This window comes from Shinella sp. AETb1-6 (assembly GCF_009826875.1).
In the GTDB taxonomy this organism is placed as follows: Bacteria; Pseudomonadota; Alphaproteobacteria; order Rhizobiales; family Rhizobiaceae; genus Shinella; species Shinella sumterensis.
In genome coordinates, this window is record NZ_WUMM01000010.1 from 40930 (window position 1) to 60431 (window position 19502).

The following is a 19502-nucleotide window of genomic DNA, read 5'->3' on the forward strand; positions in this document are numbered from 1 at the left end:
GTAGAAGCGCATGGCAGCTCGCGGAGACAATTCGAAACCGAGGCCCGGCGGCGTGGTCGACATGGAACCGTTCCGCCGCGCGGTGACGGGCTGTGTGCGCGCCGTCTCCGGCGATGCGGAGGTGGAGGTCACCTTCGCCAACGAACGCCCCGGCATGACGGGCGAGCGCATCCGCCTGCCGGAACTCAGCAAGCGTCCCTCGCCGGCCGAAGTCGCGCTCACCCGCGGCCTCGGCGATTCCATGGCGCTGCGCAAGGCCTGCCATGACGCCCGCGTTCACGCCACCATGTCGCCGCAGGGTGCGGATGCCCGCGCCATCTTCGATGCCGTCGAGCAGGCGCGCGTCGAGGCCATCGGCTCCAATCGCATGCAGGGCATGGCGCAGAACCTGAACGTCGTGCTGTCGGAAAAATACGCCAAGGCCAATTTCGGCGCGATCACCCGTCAGGCCGATGCGCCGCTCGAGGAGGCCGTGGCGCTTCTGGTGCGCGAAAAGCTGACGGGGCAGGCCCCGCCCGCATCCGCCGGCCAGGTGGTCGATCTCTGGCGCGATTTCATCACCGACAAGGCCGGCAAGGACATGGAGGGCCTGTCGGCCGCCATCAACGACCAGCAGGCCTTCTCCCGCGTCGTGCGCAGCATGCTCGCATCGATGAACGTCGCCGAGCAGTACGGCGACGACGAGACCGAGCCCGACGACAGCCAGACGCCCGAGGACGAGAACCAGCCGCGCAGCGACGAGCAGGAGGACAGCGAGAGCCAGGAAGACGCCGGCGACGACAGCGCCCCTGCCGACGAGAACGAGACGTCCGACGAGCAGATGGAAGAAGGCGAGATGGACGGCGCGGAAATCTCCGACGACGATCTCGCTGACGATGACGGCGACGAAACGGACAAGCCCGGTGAAGTCCGCCGCCCCAACCAGCCGTTCTCCGATTTCAACGAGAAGGTCGACTACACGGTCTTCACGCAGGAATTCGACGAGACCATCACCGCGGAGGAGCTGTGCGACGAGGCGGAGCTCGACCGCCTGCGCGCCTTCCTCGACAAGCAGCTCGCCCATCTCCAGGGCGCCGTCGGCCGCCTCGCCAACCGCCTGCAACGCCGACTGATGGCGCAGCAGAACCGTGCCTGGGAATTCGACCTCGAGGAAGGCTATCTCGACAGCGCCCGCCTGCAGCGCATCATCATCGATCCGATGCAGCCGCTCTCCTTCAAGCGCGAGAAGGACACGACCTTCCGCGATACGGTCGTGACGCTGCTCATCGACAATTCCGGCTCCATGCGCGGCCGGCCCATCACCGTTGCCGCCACCTGCGCCGATATCCTCGCGCGCACGCTGGAGCGCTGCGGCGTGAAGGTCGAGATCCTCGGCTTCACCACCAAGGCCTGGAAGGGCGGCCAGTCGCGCGAGAAGTGGCTCGGCAGCGGCAAGCCGCAATCGCCTGGCCGCCTCAACGACCTGCGCCACATCGTCTACAAGGCTGCCGACGCGCCGTGGCGGCGCGCCCGCCGCAACCTCGGCCTGATGATGCGCGAGGGCCTGCTCAAGGAAAACATCGACGGCGAAGCGCTGATCTGGGCCCATGATCGCCTTCTGGCGCGGCCCGAGCAGCGCCGTATCCTGATGATGATTTCCGACGGCGCGCCGGTCGATGATTCCACGCTTTCGGTGAACCCCGGCAATTATCTCGAACGGCACCTGCGCGCCGTCATCGAGCAGATCGAAACCCGCTCGCCGGTCGAGCTTCTGGCCATCGGCATCGGCCATGACGTCACGCGCTACTACCGCCGCGCCGTCACGATCGTCGATGCCGACGAACTGGCCGGCGCGATGACGGAGCAGCTTGCCTCCCTCTTCGCCGACGAGACGACGAGCAGCCGCCCGGCCCGCCGCCGTGCGGGCTAGTCCGGCGCCCGCCCGGCAATCCCTGCTGCAACGGCTTGCAGGTGCGGCGCTCTGCGCCGCCCTTTGCCTGCCCGCCGCGCACCCGGCCGCAGCCGACGTCATCGATGTCCCCGTTGTCAACCGCGCCTTCTCGCAGTTCATGCTCGGATCGGACCGGCGCGTCTTCGGCAAGCTCGAATTCCTCGGCGGCATCAGCTACACCTCGAGCACCAACCTGCTCGGCTCCATCTCGGCTATCCGTTTTCGCGGGGATCGCGAACATTTCGTCACCGTGCTCGATACCGGCCACTGGCTGACCGGCCGCATCGAACGCGATGCCGAGGGACGGTTGAGCGGCATCACCGACGTGAAAACGCGCTCCATGTTCGACCGCAACGGCCAGGACGAGCGCGTCAAGAACAGGATGGATGCCGAAGGACTCGCACTCGTCGATGGGGAGGCACTGGTTTCCTTCGAGGTCTATCACCGGATCGACGCCTATCCCGATCCCGGCTTCATGGAGGCGCGGCCGAAGCGCCGCATCCCCTTCCTGATCGGCCCGAAGGAGTTGCGCTTCAACCGCGGCATGGAGACGCTTGCCCTGTCGCCTGCGGCCGGGCCGCTGGCTGGCGCGCTCGTCACCGTCACCGAACGCAGCCTCGATCCCGACGGCAATGTCTTCGCCGCCGTGCTCTCCGGACCGCGCGCCGGCATCTTCTTCGTCAAGCGCAACGATCCCTGGGACATCACCGACGGCGCTTTCCTGCCCAACGGCGACCTGATCCTCCTGGAGCGGCGGTTCCGCCTGGCGGACGGCATGGGCATGCGCATCCGCCGTATCGACGGCGATACGATCCGGCCCGGCGCGGTCGTCGATGGCGAAGTGCTGATCGACGCCGATCTCAGCCAGCAGATCGACAATATGGAAGGGCTGGACGTGGTGGTGATGGGGCCGGACGATATCCGGATCATTGTCGTGTCCGACGACAACCACTCCATTCTCCAGCGCAACCTGATGCTGGAATTCCGGCTGCTTCCCGATTGAAAAAGCCGCCCGCTTTCGGGCGGGCGGCTATCATCCGGTAGCTAAAGATGTTCTCAGGCGACTTTTTCGACGCTGGGCATCGGCTTCAGCTTGGTCATCAGCGCGCCATAGGGCAGCAGCATGACCACGCCGACGAGCACCTTCACCGAGAAGTCGCCCATGGCCCATGAAATCCAGCGCGGCGCCTCGGCCTGGAAGATGCCGAGGATCGGCGCCCAGGCGATGGCGAAATCATCATTCGGCCCGAAGATCGAGAAGACCGGCGCGAAGGCGAAGGAAAAGAAGATCACCGTGTCCAGAACCGAACCGATCAGCGAGGCGATTAGCGGCGCGCGCCACCAGCTCTGCCGGCGCAACCGGTTGAAGACCGCGATATCGAGCAGCTGGCCGGCGAGGAACGCCGAGCCGGAGGCAATCGCGATGCGCGGCATCGACACGGCAAACGAGAAGGCCACCGCCACCACAAAACCCGCCGCGACGACCCGGCGCGCGACGCGCGGGCCGAACTGCCGGTTGGTCAGGTCCGTGATGAGAAAGGCGACGGGATAGGTGAACGCGCCGTAGGTCAGAAGATCGCCAAGCGCGATGCCGAAGAGCTCTCCCGACAGCGGGTATTGCACCAGCACGTTGGAGGCGACGACCACGGCGGTCATCAGGAGGACATAGATAAGGGTAATGCGGTTCGCCTGCATTTTTTTATCCTGGGTGATGCCACCAGTTGGATTGAGAATGATTTGCTCAACGCATTGAGGCCTGCCCGATGACCGGTCAAGCCTCAATGAGAATGCGTTGGCTCAGTGCCTGAAATCAGGCAGCAGCAGCGGTCTTCTTGGCGATCTGGCGGCGCAGCAGACGAGCGCGCATCGACAGTTCGTTCTCTTCAGCCTTCAGAAGGAAGGCATCGAGGCCACCGCGGTGCTCGACGGAGCGCAGGGCAGCAGCCGAAACGCGAAGACGGAAACGCTGGCCGAGGGCGTCGGAAATCAGCGTGACATTGCACAGGTTCGGCAGGAACTTGCGCTTCGTCTTGTTGTTTGCGTGGCTCACATTGTTGCCCGACTGGACGCCCTTGCCGGTCAATTCGCAACTACGGGACATGGTACACCTATTTGTTCTTGTTCAGGACAACACGTTTCCGGCAGCGAAACCGGCCGCAGTCCGTCTGGCCTTTTTGGAAAGTTGCGGTTCTATAGTCACACTGGCCGGCGACGTCAAGCCAAACCTGCGCGCAGGCTGGAAATCAGTTGCCAAGCCGCCCGATTCGCGGGAATAGCAGAACACGCTGAAATTCTCCACGGCCTATAATCGCCGCAATGGCAGGCTAGGCGAAGCGTTTGAACGGGAGCGCCAGATGAACAAGCAGGGTTGGATTGCCGGTGCGGTCGCGTCGCTTGCCTTGATGGCGGGTGCTGCACCCGTTTCGGCGGAAGAAATCCTGCATCGCACGGAGTACAGCATCCGCCTTTCCGGCCTTCCGGTGGCGACGGCGAGCTTCCGTTCCGCCTTCGACGGACGGCGCTATTCCATTTCCGGCAGCATGAGCTCCGCCGGTCTGGCGGATATCTTTGCCAGGACGAAGGGCACGACCACGGTCTCGGGCATCGTCAGCCGCGACCGGCTGCGCGCCACGTCCTATTCGGTGAACTACCAGAGCGGAAAGCGCGGCCGGGCCATCGACGTCACCTTCCGCAACGGCAATGTCGTCAATGCCAGCATGGTGCCGCCGCGCAAGAAGCCGGAAAACTGGGTGCCGGTCTCCACGGCCGACATGCGTTCCGTGCTCGATCCGATCTCGGGGCTCATCATTCCCGCAGGCAACCGCATCTGCCCCAAGACCCTGCCGATCTTCGACGGCGAATCGCGTCTCGACCTGCGCCTGACCTCCAAGGGCACCCGGTCCTATACCACCAAGGGCTTCGCGGGCGAGGTCACGGTCTGCGGTATTCGCTTCATCCCGAAATCCGGCTACAAGAAAGGCCGCGAGGACGTGGAGTACCTGCGTCGGCTGAGCACGATGGAAATCTGGTTTGCCAAGGCCGAGGCGGCGAATGTATATGCTCCCGTTTATGTGAAGATCCCGACAAAGCTCGGTCCCGTCACCGTATCGGCCACGCGCTTCGGCGATTGAGCCTTCGGTCGGCCGGGCCCCGCTCGGCAGACCGGAGACATCGGCCTTGAAGACGCGCGCAACCCTGATCGGCTTCACCGCGATCCTGATGTGGGCGCTGCTGGCGCTGTTCACCGCCGCATCCGGGACGATGCCGCCTTTCCAGCTGTCGGCGATCTGCTTCCTGATCGGCAGCCTGCCCGGCATCGTGGTCCTGCTGGCCCGGCCGGAGCGCATGCGCCTGCTCAGGCAGCCGGCGAAGGTGTGGATCACCGGCATCCTCGGCCTGTTCGGCTATCATTTCCTCTACTTCACCGCCCTGCGCAACGCGCCGGCCGTCGAGGCAAGCCTGATCGCCTATCTCTGGCCGCTCCTCATCGTCACCGGCTCCGCGCTGCTGCCGGGTGAGCGGCTGAAGTGGAACCATATCCTCGGTACCCTGCTGGGACTGGGCGGCACGGCGCTCATCGTCGGACGCAACGGCGTTTCCTTCGACAGCGCCTATCTCGTCGGCTACGGCGCCGCCTTCCTCTGCGCCTTCACCTGGGCGGGCTATTCGCTCGCCACCCGCCGTTTCGAGGCGGTCTCGACCGATGTGGTGACCGGCTTCTGCATCGCGACCTCCATCCTGTCCCTGTTGTGCCATCTCGCACTCGAAACGACGGTCTGGCCGCAGAGCGGGTCCGAATGGCTGGCCGTCGCCGGCCTCGGCCTGCTGCCCGTGGGCGCGGCCTTCTATGCCTGGGATTTCGGCGTGAAGAACGGTGATATCCAGATCCTCGGCGCGGCCAGCTACAGCGCGCCGCTTCTCTCCACGCTGGTGCTCATCCTGTCCGGCTTTGCCGAACCATCGCTTAGCATCGGCATCGCCTGCCTGCTGGTGACAGGCGGCGCGATGCTCGCCGCCAAGGACATGATCTTCCGCAAGGCAGCCTCCAGCCCGGCCTGATCTCAGAACCGGTCCTTGCGCGCGCGGATTTCAGCGAAGACCTCCGCGTCGCTCGCCGTCTTCATGCCGAGATGCTGCCGGATCGCGGGATCGGAAGCGCGCAGGAAGGGGTTCGTCGCCTTTTCCAGACCAATCGTCGTCGGCGCCGTGAAGGCCCCCCTCGCCCGCAAAGCCTCGATCTCTTCGGCTCTGGCCCGCAAAGCGGCATTGTCAGGATCGATTGTCAGGGCGAAACGCGCATTGGACAGCGTGTATTCGTGACCGAAATAGACCACCGTTTCATCCGGCAGGGCGGCGAGCTTGGAAAGCGAATCCCACATCTGCGCCGGCGTTCCCTCGAAGAGCCGGCCGCAGCCGAGCGCAAAGAGAGTATCGGCAGCAAACAGCAGCTTGTCCTGCGGCAGGTGGAAGCAGATGTGGCCGAGCGTGTGGCCGGGCGTCAGGATAACGTCGACCGGCCGGCCGGCGAAGGTGAAGCTGTCGCCGCCATCCACCTTGCGGTCGAGACCCGGTATGGCTTCGTGCGCCGGGCCGATGATCGTCGCGCCGAAACGCGCCTTGAGCGCGGCGTTCGCCTCCACATGATCCTGGTGATGATGGGTCGTGAAGATGTGGCTCAGCGTCCAGCCGCGCCGGACCAGCGCGTCGAGGATCGCCTGCTCCTCCGGCGCATCGATGCTTGCCGTTTCCCCCGTCGCCGGATCGTGCAGGAGAACGCCGAAATTGTCGCTGCGGCAGGCGAAGAGTTCGATTTCGAGCGGGGTCATGGCGCAGTCCTTTTCATTCACCGGGTCATTCGCGGGGCGTCGGTCGGGGCGAATGTAAGGCAATCGCCCTTGAAGTCTACCGGGCCATCGCTAACATCCTTGCCATGCATGCAGATATCGTCGACCTCCGTGAGTTCTACCATTCGTCGCTTGGCCGCCTCGCCGACCATTCCATTTCCATGGCGCTCGCCTCGCTCTGGGCGCGCCTGCCGGACGAGCGGCTGGTCGGCCTCGGCTATGCCGTGCCCTATCTCGACCGGTTCCGCGCCGATACCGAACGCACCTTCGCCTTCATGCCTGCCGGTCAAGGTGCCGTGAACTGGCCCGCCGGAGAGATGTCGGCCACCGCGCTGGTCTTCGACGAGGAGCTGCCCCTGCCGGATTCCTCGGTCGACCGAATCTTGATGGTGCATTCGCTGGAATTCGCCGAAAACCCCCGCGAGACCATGAAGGAGCTGTGGCGCGTCCTGTCGCCCGGCGGGCGCCTCGTCATCGTGGTGCCCAACCGGCGCGGCGTGTGGGCCCGCATGGAGCACACGCCTTTCGGCTCCGGGCGCCCCTATTCGCGCGGCCAGCTGACGGCGCTTCTGCGCGAAACCAATTTCACCCCCGGCGCCTCCGCGGAAGCGTTGTTCTTCCCCCCGTCCAAGCTGCGCAGCGTGCAGAAGCTGCGCGGCGCCTTCGAGCGGGTGGGCCGCATGCTGTGGCCGATGTTCTCCGGCGTCATCGTGGTGGAGGCCCAGAAGCGGCTCTACCAGGGCCTGCCGGTCGCCGCCCGCGCATCGCGCCGCGTCTTCGTTCCCGTCCTCGCACCCCAGGGCGTGCCGACGACACGCGATCGCCTGCCGCGCTGATCCTCTCGACAAAAGCGGGCCTGCCCGTTAGAGCGGGCGGGAAAAAGCTAAAGGGCGAGACACCATGACGGACGGACATTTCGACAAGATCGCATTGATCGGCATCGGCCTCATCGGCTCGTCCATCGCACGCGCCGTCAAGCTCAAGGGCCTTGCCAAATCCGTCATCATTTCGAGCCGCAGCCAGGAGACGCTGGACCGCGCCCGGGCGCTTGACCTCGGCACCGACTACGTGCTCGACGCCGGCGAGGCCGTCGAGGATGCCGATCTCGTCATCGTCTCGGTGCCCGTCGGCGCATCCGGCAAGGTCGCCGAGGCGATCGCACCGCACCTGAAGCCGGGCGCCATCGTCACCGATGTCGGCTCCACCAAGGGCTCCGTCGTGGCGCAGATGCTGCCGCATATCCCCAAGGGCGTGCATTTCATTCCCGGCCACCCGCTGGCAGGCACGGAGCATTCCGGCCCCGATGCCGGCTTTGCCGAGCTGTTCCAGGGTCGCTGGTGCATCCTCACCCCCGTGCATGGCACCGACAAGGAGGCCAAGCGCCGGCTCGCCGCCTTCTGGGAGGCGCTCGGCTCGAAGGTGGACGAGATGGACATGGAGCACCACGACAAGGTGCTCGCCATCGTCTCGCACCTGCCGCATATCATCGCCTACAATATCGTCGGCACCGCCGACGACCTGGAGACGGTCACGGAATCGGAAGTCATCAAATATTCCGCATCCGGCTTTCGCGATTTCACGCGCCTTGCCGCTTCCGACCCCACCATGTGGCGCGACGTGTGCCTGCACAACAAGGATGCGATCCTCGAAATGCTCGCCCGCTTCTCGGAGGACCTGGCCTACTTGCAGCGCGCCATCCGCTGGGGCGACGGGGAAAAGCTCTTCGATCTCTTCACCCGCACCCGCGCCATCCGCCGATCGATCATCGACGCGGGTCAGGATACGTCTGCACCGAACTTCGGACGCCCGGTTCCCGACGAAAAGGCCTGATCAGAGCGGCGGAATTTCCGCGACGGCGAACGGCCCGAGATAGACGGTGCCCTGCTGCACGTTGAGCTTGACTACGGCCCGGTCCTGCCCGCCCGAAAGGGCACGCAGCCCGCTCGCCACACGCTGCACCGTCTTGGCCGCATCGGGAAACGTCTCGGAGATCCGGTCCCGCCACAGGTCGATGCCCTCGATGGTGAGATCGACCGTACCGGAGACGTAACCGTCATTCCCGATGGAAACCGGCCCCGAAAGCGTCATCGTGCGGCCCTCGCCGAGATCGAATGTCAGGGCACGCAGCTCCGCGTTCGTCCCGAGCGGCACGCCGGCCGGCGGACCTTCCTTCGAAAGCCAACTGGCGGCATTGGCGATGGTCATGTCGACGGCCATGTTGAACGGCGGAAGCGTCTTGTTGCCGAGATCGAGCGAAAGCCCGTCCAGCGACGCCGCGACATCGAGCGCATCGCCCGACTGCCGCACATGCTTTTCGCCATGCGTCACCGAAATGCCCACGGAAACGCCCTGCGACGGGGCGTTCAGCCGGCCCTTCAGGCCGTCATAGGCGATGGAAGCCCGGTCGAGGCCGGTCGTCCAGGCGACGACGCTCGCGCGCATCAGGTCCCAATTGGCGTCGAAGGCGAGATCCGGCGTCACACGGACTTGCGCGGGCCCGTCGAGTTCGATGATCCCATGCCCCGGCCGGTAGACCTGGGCGGCGGAACGCAGCGCGCCGAAACTGGCCGAAAGCCCCGCCGGACGATCATCGAGGCCGACCGAATCACAGAAGACGCCGATACGGAACGGATAGCCCCGCACCGACAGGTCCGTGCAGGACGCCGCATGCATGCCCTGTTGCGACGCGGCAAGCTCCTGTGCCACACGCTCTTTCAATTGGCTTGCGGCATAAAACCATCCGCCCGTATAGAGCGCGACGGCGACGACGATGGCAACGGCGAGCAGGATCAGCTTGCGCGTAACCCCGGATGTGTCGGCGCGGCTTGACGATGCCATACTGTTCTCCAATGGTAGCGGACGCGACGTGTCCGAATGCGCGTCAAAGCCGGCAATTGCGGCGGCTTTTAGAGAGATGGTCCCGGTGACAGTGGATATGAACGAATTCTGGGTGTTTGGCTACGGATCGCTGATGTGGAATCCGGGTTTCGAGTATGAGGAGCGGCAACCGGCCCATCTTTTCGGCTTCCGCCGTTCGCTGTGCGTGCGCTCCTGGGTCCATCGCGGCACCGAGGAAAAACCCGGCCTGGTGCTCGGCCTCGACCGGGGCGGGTCCTGCCGCGGCGTGGCGTTCCGCGTGGCGCCGCAGGCCCGGGATGCCGTCGTGGATTATCTGCGCGAGCGCGAACTCGTGACCCATGTCTACAAGGAGCGCACGCTGCCTGCCACGCTCGGCGACGGGCGTCGCGTTTCCACGCTCACCTATATCTGCGACCGCGCCCATCACCAGTTTGCCGGATCGCTCTCCGTCGATGAGGCGGCGCGGACCATCAGCACCGCGGTCGGCAAGTCAGGGCACAACATGGATTACGTGCGCAACACGCTGTCGCATCTGCGCGAAATGGGCATCCGCGACCATTGGTTGGAGGATGTCGGCCGGACGGCGGAAGGCCTTTACACGCGCATTTCCGCCTGACCGGGCGTTCCCGCCTTCAGTTCCGCCAGCCGCTTGACGGCTGTCGGCGGCAGTATGAGATGCGGATTGGCCTCGACGGTCTCGACGAGCAGCTTGTCGCTGGCCGTCTCCATAACGTCGACGAGATGGGCAAGGAACGCATCGGGATTCATGCCCGGCGCGATGGCCGGCAGGATCTGTACCTTGAAATGGCCCGGCTGGCGGAGGAACTTGCGGCGCGGCCAGAACAGGCCCGGATGCATCACCACGGGCACGACCGGCACCTGCAGATCACGATAGAGCCGCGCGATGCCGTACTTGTATTCCGGCGGCGCACCCGGCGGGCGGCGCGTGCCTTCCGGATAGATGATCAGCTGGCGCCCGGCATTCATTTCCGCCTTGGTGCGCTCCATGACGGCCGTCATCACCTTGCCGCGCGCGCCGCGGTTCACCGGCACCATGCGCTGCTTCTTGATGTACCAGCCGAACAGCGGGATCCAGGTCAGCTCGCGCTTGAGAATGTAGAACGGGTCGCTGAGCCAGGGCAGCAGAGCATAGGCATCCCAGAAGGACTGGTGCTTCGGCGCGAAGATGTAGCCGCCCGCCGGAATGTTCTCCAGCCCTTCGATCTCGAATGTCGCGCCGACGATGACCTTGAAAAGCCAATGGTTGCTGCGTGCCCAGAACTTGGGGACGAAGTAGGCCTTCTTGCGCGGCAGCAGGAAGTAGATCGGCGTGAAGATGATCATCTGCACGATGAGATTGAGATAGAAGACGGCGTTGAAAAGCACGGAGCGGAAAGCGATCATCGGGCGGCCTGTGAACGGAACATGCTCCGCCCTACACGATATTGCCGGACGGGGAAACTCCCGCCCGATCGATGTCAGCCGCCTTCGATATCGCCCCGAAGCCCCGACCAGCTGCGCGCACCCGCAAATGCCCTTATCTGCGCGAGGCTGTACTTCACATATTCGGAAAGCATCGCCTTCAGCACGCCCGGCTGGCGCAGCCAGTTGCCGTTCTTGAGATCCGTGTTGACGACGGGATAGGCAATGAACTCGGTCTGCGGATCGCTGGCCTTCAGCTCGAGCAGGCTGCGCGGCATGTGATAGTTGTTGGTGACGACAAGAACGCGCCGGAACCGGTGATCGTTGATCCAGCGCGCCGCCTCGTTGGCGTTGCCCACCGTGTCGATGGCATCATAGCCCATGTCGACGCAGCATTCGAACAGTGTCGAGGAGCTCTGGGTCAGCTTGCGCAACTGGTTGCCGCTTGTCGACGGGTTGGCCCCGGAAATCAGCAGACGCCCGCCGGCGCCTTTCTTCAGAAGGTCGATGGCATGGTCGATGCGCTGGTAGCCGCCCGTCAGCACGACGATGGCGTCGGCCTTGGGATCATCGGGCGTTTCGAGGCTTGCCACCGTTTCGGCGAAATACAGGAAACCCGCGCTTCCCAGAATGACGGCCAGCAGGATCACCGCAAGAATGGCGCGCACGAGAAGCCGCACGGGGCCCTTGCGCCTCCGTCGCCCGTCCTGCAGCAGCCCGTTGGGCATGCCGGCCTTTGCCTGATCCAGCATGTTCATGATTCTGTCCATAGAACCGGATTAAGGCAAGCCCTAGTCCGTTTCACGACGGTGATAGACTGCGCCCACATCATGAGTCGGGCAGTTGATCGGTACGGGATGGATCCGAGCGGATCTGGTCGATTTCATGGATCGTGCGCATCACCGTGAAGCGGGCCGTCAGCGTGGTCAGGAGCGCGATAACAGCGATGGTTCCGGCAATGCCGAGATAGCCCGTGAGCCCCATGGAGAAGCTGCCGAACAGCGCGGTCGCCTGGTCGCTCTGGGGTGTGGCGATCGCCCGTCCCTGCCAGAAACCCGCAACGGCGAAGAAAAGGGCGGCCAGCAATCCCCCGGCAAGCGAACCCTTGAGGCTGATCTTCAGGAAGTGTTTCTGAAATTCGGACGCGACGAAACCCGCTTCCGCGCCCACGAAATGCAGCACTTCCACGATATGCCTGTTGCCGGACAGCGCGCCGCGCGTCGCAAACACCACCGTCAGCACCATGGCAGAGAAGACCAGCACGAGAACGCCGGTGCCAATGAAGGCGGTCGTGCGCGCCATGGCCACGAGGCGATCGACCCAGGTGCGGTGATCGTCAAGGAAGGCCTGGGGGATCTTCTGCGACAGCGCCGCCCGCATCGCGGTGAAATCCGGCGGGCTCTGCTCGTCGATGGTGACGATGACGAGGCGCGGCACCGGCAGCTCGTCGATGTCAAGTCCGTCTCCGAGCCAGGGTTGCAGAAGGCGCGCGGTCGCTGCCTTGTCGACGATCGTGCCGTCCCGCGTCCCGGTGAAGGTCAGCGCGAGGTCGCGCGCATCCTTCAGCGCCTGCTCCATGTCGAGATTGTCGTCCGGCTTGATCTGGATTGTGATCTCGCGGGAAATCTCGCTCTGCCAGCTCGCCGCCGTCGCCCGCACCATGCTGACGGCGCCGAAGGTGAGGCAGGCGAGAAAGGCCATGATGGCGATGACGAGCATCAGCGCATTGCCGGACACGTTCGACGGCGGCACGATGGGTGCGGTGGGCCGCACGCGCATTTCCGGCCGGCGGGCCGGCTGCTCGGTCTCGGCGGTGTCGCGCATATCTCTCTGCAAGTCACTCATAGATGTCGAGCCGTCCCTGCGAGAGGATCATGCGCCGCGCCTCGACCTGATCCATCAAGGAGAGGTCGTGCGTGGCGATCACCACGGCGGTCCCCAGTCGGTTGAGTTCGAGGAAGAGGCTGAGCAGCCGGCGCGCCATCGGCGGATCGACGTTACCGGTCGGCTCGTCGGCCAGAAGCAATTCCGGCCGGTCGATGAGCGCGCGCGCGATAGCCGCGCGCTGCTTTTCCCCGCCCGACAGGACAGGCGGCAGCACGTTGATTCGCTCACCGAGCCCGACCCATTTCAGGAGTTCCAGCACGTCGGCGCGGTAACTGATCTCTTCCTTGCCGCGCACGCGCAGCGGCAGCGCGACGTTCTCGTAGGTCGTCAGGTGATCAAGCAGGCGGAAATCCTGGAAGACGATACCGATTCGCCGGCGCAGCATGGGCAGTTCGTCACGCGGGATGGTCGAGATTTCCCGGTCGAAGCTGCGGATGATGCCGCGGGTCGGCTGAAGCGACAGGAAAAGCAGACGCAGAAGCGTCGTCTTGCCGGCACCTGACGGCCCGGTGAGGAACTGGAAGGACCGGCGCGGAATATCGAAGGTCAGGTCACGGAGGATCTCCGGTCCCATTCCATAGCGCAGCCCGACATTCTCGAAATGAATCAATGGTCAATCCGGTTCTAGAGACGATCACCCAGCGGTACCGCGGTCGACGTCGCACAGGAAAGCGGCTCTTTCACGGTCAGGTTTCCGAAGCATTAACCAGTATGGTTTACGTTTCGTAAGGATTTCATTCAATGCCCGACTTTTCGCCTGGACTATGCGGGAAGGCGGCGACGGGAGGTGGCGATGAACGCCTTCAAAATCAAGCGTGAAGCGAAAAGCCGGGTCGATCTCCTGCCGCCCGAACCCGGGGCAAAGGGGGCAAGCCGCGCCGAGCGGTTTTCCAAAAGAACAGACGTCGTGGACGCCGATTTCGTGGTGATTCGCAGCGCCGCCGGCCGGACGTCGAACGACAATCACCGCAGGCGGCCCGCAACGCCCGCCCGCCCGATGTCGGACCATCCGCTGTTCCGGCTGGGTGCGGCCTGTGCCCGCCTTTGCGAAGCGGGGCTCCAGCGTCTTCCGGGCCGCGCCTTTGCCGGCCTCGTCGCGCTTGCCTTCCTCTTCGTCTTCGCTTTTGCCGGTGGGCTGACGGCACTCAAGGCGGCCATCCTGCCGACCCCGCAAGCGGATGTGCTGAACCTGACCGATATCGCCGCGATGGTGGACGACCGCAACGGCATGAAAGTGCTCACCGTCTATGGCCGCCTGGCGAACACGGGCAACAGCGTGAAGGGCGTGCCGCCGCTCGACGTCGTGCTGGAAGGCAGCGGCACGCGCCGGATCGTGCTCGATGCCGAAACGATCGCGCCCGGCGGCGCCGAGCACTTCGCGCTGCGCATCCCGCACAGCGGCGGAAAAGTACCGAAAGTCTCGGTTTCCCTCGCACGCGAGGGTGCACCGGCCACCTGACTGTGCTAATCGGCTCCTTCATATCCATCCAGGGAGCCGCCACGCGATGCAGATTGTCCGCGGAAAGAAGATCGAAACGCTCTATGATGCCGGGCAGATCGCCAAGCGCAACGAAGAGCTTGCCGCACAGATCGCCTCCGGCCCGACGCAGGATCTCCTCGTCATCGCCGTTCTGAAGGGCTCCTTCATCTTCGCGGCCGACCTCACCCGCGCGCTGCATGCTGCCGGCCTCGCGCCCGAAGTCGAGTTCATCACGCTGTCGAGCTACGGCACGGGCACCGTCTCGCAGGGCGTGAAGGTCATCAAGGACATCGACAGCGACGTGCATGGCCGCGATATCCTGCTCATCGACGATATCCTGGAATCCGGCCGCACGCTGAGCTTCGCCAAGGAGCTGATGTACGAGCGCGGCGCGCGCAATGTCACCATCGCCGTGCTGCTCGACAAGCGCGAGAAGCGCAAGACCGACCTGGAAGCGGACTATGTCGGTTTCGAATGCCCGGACCATTTCGTCGTCGGATACGGCATGGACGTCGCCTACGCTTTCCGCGAATTGCCCTTCGTCGGCGTCGTCACCGGCGAGGCTGACTAGGACAGCGGAAAACACGCCGCACGCTAATTCCCCCCGTCGTTCGTTTACCGATCGACAAGGAAAGTCTGGTCTTGTCGTGCCGGACTGACTGAAAGGGAATATGATGGCGAAGATCCTGATCACGGAAGACGAGGATTCGCTGCGTCTCTTCGTGGCGCGCGCATTGCGGCTGGACGGCCATGAGACCGTGGAGGCGCCCGATGGCGCCGCAGGGCTCGATGCCCTCACGGAAGGCGGCTTCGACCTCCTGCTGTCCGATATCCGCATGCCTGTGATGGACGGCATCGAACTGGCGCACAAGGCGTCTGCGGCGCATCCTGCCCTCAAGATTCTGCTGATGACCGGCTATGCCGAACAGCGCGAACGCGCCGACGACCTCGCCTCGAAGATCGTCGATGTCGTGAGCAAGCCGTTCAGCCTGCCGGATATCCGGCGCGCCGTGGCGCAGGCGCTGGCCGCCTGATCATCCGCGTTCAACGGATACCGAGCAGCCGCTCCAGATAATCCCGCTCGAAGCCCGGCGCGGCACCCGTGCCGAGACGGCGGCGGATTTCATCGAGAATTTCGCGCGCCCGCTGGATGTCGATCTCTTCCGGGATCTTCGTCTGTCCGCCGGTGTCCGGACCGCGACCATTGACGTTGCGGTCACGGCCAAGGGGATCGCGCCCGTTGCGCCCGGCCTGCGGAACGCCCATGCCCTGCCCCTGGCCCTCACCCATCGCCTGCATCTGGCTCATCATGCTCTGCGCACCCTGACGCAGCGCCTCCAGCGCGCGGCCCTGGCTGCCCACCGCTGATTCGCCCTGGCTTTGGCCCAGCGCTTCGGATGCACCCTTCATCTCGCGGCCGGCCTGGCCGAAACCTTCGCCGGGATCGAGGCCCATGCCCTTCAGGGCCTGCTCGACCTCACCGAGTTGCTTGCCGAGCGCGTCCTGCTGCTCCCTCAGCTTCTTCAGCGCATCGCGCAGCTGTTCGGCCGTCATCCGGTCCGTCTCCTGCTGCCCGGCGCCGTTGTCGCCCTGCTGCTGCTGTTGTTCACCGTCCTCGCCCGGCATCGGGTCGCCCATCTGCTGGCGGTCCCGCAGCGCCTGGTCGAGCTTGAAGGTCTCTTCCATCAGCTGCTGCTGTTTGCGCATGAGTTCGCCGAGCTTGTCCATCTCCTGGCGCATGGCGTCGTTCTGCTGACCCTGCTGGCCTTGCTGCGGCCGGCCGGCCTGCAGGTTGTTCATCATGCGCTGGAGGTCGGAAAGCATCTGCTGCGCCTGGTCGCGAGCGCCGGAGCGCGCCAGGTTCTCGATCTGGTCCATCATGCGCTGGAGATCCTGCTGACGCAGGATCTGGCCCTGCTGCTGCGCATTCTCACGCATCTGTCCGTTCTTCGCAGCCTGCCGGGCGAGCTCCTGCATATAGGCCTGCATCGCCTCGCGCAGCTCCTGCATGAGCTTTGCGACCTCCTCGTCCGGCGCATTGCGCTCCAGCGCCTCCGAAAGCGCCTTTTGAGCGTCGCGCAGCCGGCGGTCGGCGAGCGACAGGTTGCCGTCCTCGATGCCGAGCGCGATTTCCCAGAGATAATCTGCCACTTCGCGCAGCTGGTCGTCCGTACGGGCGAGCTTCATGCGGGCATTGGCCGATTGCAGAAGCAGATAATGCGTCGGGTTCGGAATGGTTTCTTCCGGCCGGATCATCAACGCCTCGTTGAGCGCGATGGCATGGGGCAGCTGGTTGGCGTCGAGCGCGAAGACCTGCCGCTGCTCGGCGACGGCGGCGGCAAGCGGCTCGAAAAAGGCCTTCGCCGGCAGCACCATTTCCACGGGCTGGCTGCGGCCCTCCTGTCCCGCCGCATCCGTGGCGACGAGCGTGATCTTCACACGCTTGCCGGCCAGCGGATGTTCGGAAAGGTTACGGCTGGTCGTGCCCTTGGCTTCGCGCGCCGCGCGGCGCGGCAGGTCGAGCCTGTATTCGGGCAGCGGATAGAGCGGCCGCGCCTCCTTGGGCTGGTCGACCGGCACGATCTCGGCATGAGCCTCCTGGAGCCCGTAGTCGTCCTTGGCGATGAAGCTGATGTCCAGCGCCGCCGTGACGGTGGCCTTCGGAATGCCGTCGAAGGCGATCTCCGGCACCCTGTCGGGAATGACGGTAAACATCCACGAGCGGCCGTCGACCGTCAGCGTACCATCCTTCTGGATGCTGTAATGCATGGTCCTGGCGGCATCGGCGACCGCAACCGGTAGCGTGGCTTCGGTTTTTTCGGCCTCCGCCGTCTCATCCTTCGGCTTGGCCTCCTCGGGACGGATGGCCGTCGCGGCGGTCTCGCCCGCCGCCTGGTAGGTCGCCTGCTCGTTGCCGCTGCCGCCCGTCACGCGAACCGTCAGTTCGCTGAACTGCGGAACGCGGACCTCGCCCGTCACCGCCTCGCCCTGCCCGTTGCCGGTCAGAAAGACGGGCGCGCGCGACGTGTGCGCCGGCGGCGTCACCCAGGCATCGATGCGCACATCCGGCGCCGCCTCGACGGGCGCGCGAACGGAAACGACATCGGCCAGAAGGCCGCCGCGGTTGGAATAGGAGAAGGCAAAGGCGATGGCGACGAACAGCACCGGCAGCGCGCGCAGCGCATGGCGGTCGTGGCGTGCGATGTCCGGCTCCGGGGCGCCGGGGCGCAGGGCGCCGACCATGCGGGCCATGCGCGCCTGGTGCTCGCGCCACAAGGCGTCCGCGAAGGCATCGCCCCCCGCCGGCCGGTCGTCCTGCACGCGGATAGCCTGGTGAGCAAGCGCATTGCGCGCTTCCAGCATGCGGTCGGCGGCATCGGCCGAGGGCCAGACAAGGCCGCGCAGCCGCAGAAGCAGGAGGCTTGCACCGAGCGCGAAGGCAGCGAGCGTCGCGATGTGCAGCCAAGCCGGCACGTGGCGGAAATAGCCGAACCAGGTCAGCGCCAGGAAACCCGCCGCGAGCATGAGGACCGGCAAAAGCCGCGGCGCCAGCGCCTCGAGATAGAGCACGATCTTGGCGGCGAGGCGCTTGCCCGCAAGCCGGCGCCCCAGCGAATTGCCGGTCGCCTCCCTCTTGCGCTGCTCTTCAATTGCCATCGTTCACCGCTCGCCGCCGCCTGTTGTCAGGTCTTCGAGGATAACATGCTTTGTGGCGAAGACGAGGGCGCGCGCGAAATCGTGAACGGCATCTTGAGCCGGACGGTCAGGCAAGCCATGCCGGAAGCGAGTCGAGACCGATCAGCTCGTCATAGCTGGGACGCGGCCGGATGACGTGAAATTCCGAACCGTTGACCAGCACTTCGGGAACGAGCAGGCGGCTGTTGTAGGTGCCGGCCTGTACCGCGCCATAGGCGCCGGCCGAACCAATGGCGATGAGATCACCCGGCTTCGGCACCGCCATTTCACGGTCGAGCGCCAGATAATCGCCCGTCTCGCAGACCGGGCCGACGACATCCGCGCGGATGCGCGGCGCATTGGCTGCCGATATGACGACCGGCTCGATTTCGTGCCACGCCTCGTAAAGCGTCGGACGGATGAGGTCGTTCATCGCCGCATCCACCACGACGAAGGTCTTCTCCCCGCCATCCTTCACATAGAGCACTTCGGTCACCAAGAGACCGGCATTGCCGACGATCAGGCGGCCGGGCTCCGTGACGATCCGGCAGCCGAGGCCCTTGAGCTGGTTCTTGACGATGTCCGCATAGGCATCCGGCAGCGGCGGCGGCGCATTGTCCGTCTTGTAGGGAATGCCCAGCCCACCGCCGACATCCACGTGATCGATCGTATGGCCATCGGCGCGCAGCGTCTCGACGAGTTCGCGCAGCAGCCGGAAGGCATCGTCGAAGGGTTGCAGCTCGGTGATCTGGCTGCCGATATGCATGTCGATGCCGGTCACCTTGATACCGGGCAGCGTCGCGGCACGGGCATAGACCGCGCGTGCGCGCTCCCAGGAAATGCCGAACTTGTTTTCCTTCTTGCCCGTCGAGATCTTCGCATGGGTGCGGGCATCCACATCGGGATTGATACGGAAGGAAACATGCGCGACCTTGCCGGCCTTCACGGCGCGGGCGTTGAGCACCTCGAGTTCCGGCTCGGATTCGACGTTGAAGCAGTAGATGCCGGCCTCGAGCGCGAGATCCATTTCACGCGGCGTCTTGCCGACGCCGGAGAACATGATGCGCGAGGCGGGCACGCCGGCGGCGAGCGCACGGCGCAGCTCCCCCTCGGAGACCACATCGATACCGGCGCCGAGCCGGGCGAGCGTCTTGAGAACCGCCTGGTTGGAATTCGCCTTCATGGCGTAGCAGACCAGCGCATCGACGCCTTCGAACGCCTTGGAGAACACCTTGAAGTGCCGCTCCAGCGTCGCCGTCGAATAGACGTAGAAGGGTGTGCCGACCGCCCTGGCGATTTCCGGAACCGGCACATCCTCCGCATGGAGGACGCCGTCACGATGCTCGAAATGGTTCACGCTTGCAGTCCGTTCAGGGCAATTCCGGCTCGGAATCGCGTTGGGAAA

General features: G+C 65.0%; 20 protein-coding genes. 10 read left to right on the top strand and 10 right to left on the bottom strand.

Going from position 1 to position 19502, the window contains the following annotated elements; all coding sequences use genetic code 11:
* Positions 1-10 precede the first annotated feature (10 nt).
* Complete coding sequence (gene cobT, locus GR158_RS17730) at positions 11-1909, top strand: cobaltochelatase subunit CobT (RefSeq protein WP_160872027.1); 1899 nt, start codon at positions 11-13, stop codon at positions 1907-1909.
* Positions 1899-2933, top strand: a complete 1035-nt coding sequence (locus tag GR158_RS17735; protein WP_371731740.1) for an esterase-like activity of phytase family protein — start codon at positions 1899-1901, stop codon at positions 2931-2933. The genes cobT and GR158_RS17735 overlap by 11 nt, the downstream gene beginning before the upstream one ends.
* Positions 2934-2986: 53 nt before the next feature.
* Here the strand turns inward: GR158_RS17735 and GR158_RS17740 are convergent, their stop codons facing one another.
* Entirely contained in the window at positions 2987-3625 is a 639-nt protein-coding gene (locus GR158_RS17740; protein WP_160872028.1) for a VUT family protein, read from the bottom strand.
* Positions 3626-3740: 115 nt separating this feature from the next.
* Positions 3741-4031: a 50S ribosomal protein L28 gene (gene rpmB, locus GR158_RS17745; protein ID WP_064331573.1), complete on the bottom strand. Its 291-nt coding sequence runs from the start codon at positions 4029-4031 to the stop codon at positions 3741-3743.
* Positions 4032-4284: 253 nt separating this feature from the next.
* Between rpmB and GR158_RS17750 the strand changes: the two genes are divergently transcribed.
* Positions 4285-5061 (top strand): DUF3108 domain-containing protein, encoded by a 777-nt coding sequence (locus GR158_RS17750; protein ID WP_160872029.1) that lies wholly within the window; start codon positions 4285-4287, stop codon positions 5059-5061.
* 46 nt (positions 5062-5107) lie between these two features.
* Entirely contained in the window at positions 5108-5989 is an 882-nt protein-coding gene (locus GR158_RS17755; RefSeq protein WP_160872030.1) for a DMT family transporter, read from the top strand.
* Positions 5990-5991: 2 nt separating this feature from the next.
* On the opposite strand, the gene gloB is transcribed toward GR158_RS17755, so the two are convergent.
* The gene (gene gloB, locus GR158_RS17760; RefSeq protein WP_160872031.1) at positions 5992-6756 is read right to left on the bottom strand and encodes a hydroxyacylglutathione hydrolase; all 765 of its coding nucleotides are present in this window, start codon (positions 6754-6756) and stop codon (positions 5992-5994) included.
* A 104-nt stretch (positions 6757-6860) separates the two neighbouring features.
* Between gloB and GR158_RS17765 the strand changes: the two genes are divergently transcribed.
* Entirely contained in the window at positions 6861-7610 is a 750-nt protein-coding gene (locus GR158_RS17765) for a class I SAM-dependent methyltransferase (protein WP_134649398.1), read from the top strand.
* 64 nt (positions 7611-7674) lie between these two features.
* Positions 7675-8604 (top strand): prephenate/arogenate dehydrogenase family protein, encoded by a 930-nt coding sequence (locus tag GR158_RS17770; protein ID WP_134649397.1) that lies wholly within the window; start codon positions 7675-7677, stop codon positions 8602-8604.
* Here GR158_RS17770 and GR158_RS17775 read toward each other — a convergent pair whose 3' ends face one another.
* Entirely contained in the window at positions 8605-9612 is a 1008-nt protein-coding gene (locus tag GR158_RS17775; RefSeq protein ID WP_160872032.1) for a DUF2125 domain-containing protein, read from the bottom strand. It abuts the gene before it with no gap.
* 85 nt (positions 9613-9697) lie between these two features.
* Here GR158_RS17775 and GR158_RS17780 point away from each other — a divergent pair, with 85 nt between their 5' ends.
* The gene (locus GR158_RS17780) at positions 9698-10249 is read left to right on the top strand and encodes a gamma-glutamylcyclotransferase (protein ID WP_160872033.1); all 552 of its coding nucleotides are present in this window, start codon (positions 9698-9700) and stop codon (positions 10247-10249) included.
* On the opposite strand, the gene GR158_RS17785 is transcribed toward GR158_RS17780, so the two are convergent.
* The 4 genes from GR158_RS17785 to ftsE form a co-directional block, all read right to left on the bottom strand.
* A complete protein-coding gene (locus GR158_RS17785; protein WP_160872034.1) occupies positions 10228-11037 on the bottom strand; it encodes a 1-acyl-sn-glycerol-3-phosphate acyltransferase in 810 nt (269 codons plus the stop codon). The two genes, GR158_RS17780 and GR158_RS17785, sit on opposite strands and share 22 nt — an antisense overlap.
* A gap of 74 nt (positions 11038-11111) precedes the next feature.
* On the bottom strand, positions 11112-11813 hold the full coding sequence (locus GR158_RS17790; RefSeq protein WP_371731741.1) for a YdcF family protein: 702 nt from the start codon (positions 11811-11813) through the stop codon (positions 11112-11114).
* Between the two features lie 70 nt (positions 11814-11883).
* Positions 11884-12879, bottom strand: coding sequence for a cell division protein FtsX (locus GR158_RS17795; RefSeq protein ID WP_370340536.1), 996 nt, complete (start codon positions 12877-12879; stop codon positions 11884-11886).
* A gap of 13 nt (positions 12880-12892) precedes the next feature.
* Positions 12893-13552: a cell division ATP-binding protein FtsE gene (ftsE, locus tag GR158_RS17800; protein WP_134649392.1), complete on the bottom strand. Its 660-nt coding sequence runs from the start codon at positions 13550-13552 to the stop codon at positions 12893-12895.
* A 183-nt stretch (positions 13553-13735) separates the two neighbouring features.
* On the opposite strand from ftsE, the gene GR158_RS17805 reads away from it, so the two are divergent.
* From GR158_RS17805 to GR158_RS17815, 3 genes are all read left to right on the top strand, one after another.
* Positions 13736-14401, top strand: a complete 666-nt coding sequence (locus GR158_RS17805) for a hypothetical protein (RefSeq protein ID WP_160872035.1) — start codon at positions 13736-13738, stop codon at positions 14399-14401.
* A gap of 46 nt (positions 14402-14447) precedes the next feature.
* Positions 14448-14993 (top strand): hypoxanthine phosphoribosyltransferase, encoded by a 546-nt coding sequence (hpt, locus tag GR158_RS17810; protein ID WP_160872036.1) that lies wholly within the window; start codon positions 14448-14450, stop codon positions 14991-14993.
* Between the two features lie 103 nt (positions 14994-15096).
* Entirely contained in the window at positions 15097-15456 is a 360-nt protein-coding gene (locus GR158_RS17815; protein WP_134649389.1) for a response regulator, read from the top strand.
* A gap of 10 nt (positions 15457-15466) precedes the next feature.
* Here GR158_RS17815 and GR158_RS17820 read toward each other — a convergent pair whose 3' ends face one another.
* Together GR158_RS17820 and lysA are read right to left on the bottom strand one after the other, a co-directional pair.
* Positions 15467-18079: a TIGR02302 family protein gene (locus GR158_RS17820; protein WP_160872037.1), complete on the bottom strand. Its 2613-nt coding sequence runs from the start codon at positions 18077-18079 to the stop codon at positions 15467-15469.
* A 106-nt stretch (positions 18080-18185) separates the two neighbouring features.
* Positions 18186-19454: a diaminopimelate decarboxylase gene (gene lysA / locus GR158_RS17825; RefSeq protein WP_160872038.1), complete on the bottom strand. Its 1269-nt coding sequence runs from the start codon at positions 19452-19454 to the stop codon at positions 18186-18188.
* Positions 19455-19502 lie beyond the last annotated feature (48 nt).

What these genes read in the sequence shown, in the direction of transcription:
- GR158_RS17815 (WP_134649389.1), top strand. Translation starts at nt 15,097, where the DNA reads ATGGCGAAGATCCTGATCACGGAAGACGAGGATTCGCTGCGTCTCTTC.
- GR158_RS17795 (WP_370340536.1), bottom strand. Translation starts at nt 12,879, where the DNA reads ATGCGCGACACCGCCGAGACCGAGCAGCCGGCCCGCCGGCCGGAAATG.
- GR158_RS17785 (WP_160872034.1), bottom strand. Translation starts at nt 11,037, where the DNA reads ATGATCGCTTTCCGCTCCGTGCTTTTCAACGCCGTCTTCTATCTCAAT.
- GR158_RS17770 (WP_134649397.1), top strand. Translation starts at nt 7,675, where the DNA reads ATGACGGACGGACATTTCGACAAGATCGCATTGATCGGCATCGGCCTC.
- hpt (WP_160872036.1), top strand. Translation starts at nt 14,448, where the DNA reads ATGCAGATTGTCCGCGGAAAGAAGATCGAAACGCTCTATGATGCCGGG.
- rpmB (WP_064331573.1), bottom strand. Translation starts at nt 4,031, where the DNA reads ATGTCCCGTAGTTGCGAATTGACCGGCAAGGGCGTCCAGTCGGGCAAC.
- gloB (WP_160872031.1), bottom strand. Translation starts at nt 6,756, where the DNA reads ATGACCCCGCTCGAAATCGAACTCTTCGCCTGCCGCAGCGACAATTTC.
- GR158_RS17750 (WP_160872029.1), top strand. Translation starts at nt 4,285, where the DNA reads ATGAACAAGCAGGGTTGGATTGCCGGTGCGGTCGCGTCGCTTGCCTTG.
- GR158_RS17820 (WP_160872037.1), bottom strand. Translation starts at nt 18,079, where the DNA reads ATGGCAATTGAAGAGCAGCGCAAGAGGGAGGCGACCGGCAATTCGCTG.
- cobT (WP_160872027.1), top strand. Translation starts at nt 11, where the DNA reads ATGGCAGCTCGCGGAGACAATTCGAAACCGAGGCCCGGCGGCGTGGTC.
- GR158_RS17805 (WP_160872035.1), top strand. Translation starts at nt 13,736, where the DNA reads ATGAACGCCTTCAAAATCAAGCGTGAAGCGAAAAGCCGGGTCGATCTC.
- GR158_RS17740 (WP_160872028.1), bottom strand. Translation starts at nt 3,625, where the DNA reads ATGCAGGCGAACCGCATTACCCTTATCTATGTCCTCCTGATGACCGCC.
- GR158_RS17790 (WP_371731741.1), bottom strand. Translation starts at nt 11,813, where the DNA reads ATGAACATGCTGGATCAGGCAAAGGCCGGCATGCCCAACGGGCTGCTG.
- GR158_RS17765 (WP_134649398.1), top strand. Translation starts at nt 6,861, where the DNA reads ATGCATGCAGATATCGTCGACCTCCGTGAGTTCTACCATTCGTCGCTT.
- GR158_RS17775 (WP_160872032.1), bottom strand. Translation starts at nt 9,612, where the DNA reads ATGGCATCGTCAAGCCGCGCCGACACATCCGGGGTTACGCGCAAGCTG.